Genomic DNA, 2,258 nt, shown 5'->3' with positions numbered 1-2,258 from the left:
GACCGCCTCATCGCCGAATTTGGCGCGAATCATATCTCCGGGGTGGCGGGAAATTATGTGGCAGAGCTGTGCCACGTCTGCGAATTGACGCATGTCACGCCGTTAGTGCTCTCGAAAGTTGAGAAGCTGTAGGCCGGCCGAAAAACTTGGGAGGGGACACGGAAATGACCGTCTATGCAGGGAAACTGCTGCGGATAGACCTGACTGCACAATCTCATACGGTGCAAACAATTACCGAGGACGACGTCCGGAAGTGGCTGTTGGGTTCCGGGCTTGCGGCCAAAATCTATTATGAGGAGATGGATCCGTCTCTCCACCCCTTGGACCCGGCATCCCCGCTGATCGTGATGAACGGTTTGCTGACGGGGTCCATGGTGCCGACCGCCTGCCGAACCTCATGGTGCGGGCGGTCTCCAGAGACAGGCATCTGGAACGAGTCCAACGCCGGGCATCATTGGGGGGCGGAACTGCGTGCGGCCGGCTATGATGGCGTCATTGTCACGGGCCGCGCAGCGCACCCAATGTACCTATGGATAGATGGAAGATCGGGAGAAGTTCATTTTTGCGACGCCTCCCATTTGTGGGGCAAGGACTGGTTTGAAGCGGGAGAGGTGCTTCTCAACGAGACGGACCGCCGGGCACAAATTGCCGGCATTGGCATCGCGGGCGAGAACCTGGTCAACATCGCCGGCGTCATGGTCGGCCCACCCCACTATGTGCGCGCTGCAGCGCGTGGAGGGATGGGCGCGCTCATGGGCAGCAAGAACCTGAAAGCGATTGTGGTGCGGGGCGACCAACGGCCCGTGTATCCCGACCCTCAGCGACTACGGGAAGAGGTGAAGCGTCAGACCCTGTTTCTTAAGGAATCTCTCCTGCCGATGACCATGATGGGGACTGCCGGCGGTGTCATGGTCAGCGAAGAATACGGCGATTTCCCCATTCGCAATTGGACGCTCGGGAATTGGCCGGAGGTGAAAAACTTGGCCGGCCAGACCTTCTATCCCAAGTATCTCCAAAAGCGCACCCATTGTTTCGCCTGCCCGATCGGGTGCGGAAAGGAGATCGAGATTCGGGAAGGCCCCTATCGCGTGCCGCGCGGTGAAGGGGTAGAATACGAGACGATCGCCGGCTTCGGCGGAATGTGCTACGTAAGCAACTTTGAGGCAGTCGCCTTGGCCAATTCTTTGTGCAACCGCTACGGCCTCGACACCATCTCCACTTCGGCCGTGATCGCTTTCGGCATGGAGCTGTTCGAACGAGGGATACTCTCCCTGGAGGACACGGGAGGCATCGAGCTTCGCTTTGGGAGCGCGGATGCCATGCTGGACATGATTCATCAGATCGCACACCGCCGGGGCCTAGGAGCGATACTTGCCGGCGGGGTGCGAGAGGCGGCTCGCCAGATCGGCAGAGGCGCGGAGCAGTACGCCATCCATGTGAAGGGATTAGAGGTCGCATACCATGACCCCCGCGCGTTTTTCAGCATGGCGGTCAATTATGCCACTGGAGTGCGAGGGGCCTGTCACCTGGAAGCCGCCACATATTGGAACGGCTATGGTGTGAAACACCCTGACCTGGGCTATTCTGCACCAGTACCGCGACACGAGTCGAGCGAAGCGAACGTCAAACTGTGTTATGATTACCAGAACTACGCCGGCGTGTTCAATCCGCTTGGGCTGTGCAAGTTCATGATCAAAGGCTCCCTTGGCCCCGAACGGTTGACCGCCCTGGTCAATGCAGCGCTGGGATGGGATTGGTCCACACAGGATGTCCTGGAGACTGGCGACCGGCTCTTCCAGTTGAAGCGGCTGATCAACGTTCGTCTGGGGGTCACAGCGAAGGATGACCGTCTACCGGCAAGATTCACTGGGGAACCTCGACCGACAGGCACCTCTGCCGGCGCCTTGCCGGATATGAACGTAATGCTCCCGCTGTACTACTCACTGCGCGGCTGGGATAGCGAGGGAAGGCCAACCCAAGAGCGGCTGAGACAATTGGGAATTCCCTACGTTGAGGAACTACCATGAATCGGCGCGAAGCATTTGCGAAAACCTGTGCGCACCAGGAACCCGAAAAAGTCCTGGTGGATTTTGGAAAACATGTTGGCTCCTTTCATCGCCTCGCCTATCAGCGTTTGCGCGAATACCTGGCTGACCCGTTACTGCCTGAAGAGCCTGTAGTCCTTGACCGCATGGCGCAGAACATTGTGATACCAGAGCGCCTGTGTCAGCGGTTGGGCCTGGACTTCCGATGGCTCG

At 58.8% G+C, this 2,258-nt stretch carries 1 protein-coding gene; it reads left to right on the top strand.

Features of this window, described 5'->3' with window-relative positions; translation table 11 throughout:
- Positions 1-164 precede the first annotated feature (164 nt).
- Positions 165-2,027: an aldehyde ferredoxin oxidoreductase family protein gene (locus H5T60_14220; GenBank protein ID MBC7243589.1), complete on the top strand. Its 1,863-nt coding sequence runs from the start codon at positions 165-167 to the stop codon at positions 2,025-2,027.
- The last annotated feature ends 231 nt before the right edge of the window (positions 2,028-2,258 follow it).

This window comes from Anaerolineae bacterium (assembly GCA_014360855.1).
Classification (GTDB): domain Bacteria; phylum Chloroflexota; class Anaerolineae; order JACIWP01; family JACIWP01; genus JACIWP01.
Note: the sequence above shows the minus strand (reverse complement) of the source record. Positions and strands in the feature narration are given on the sequence as shown.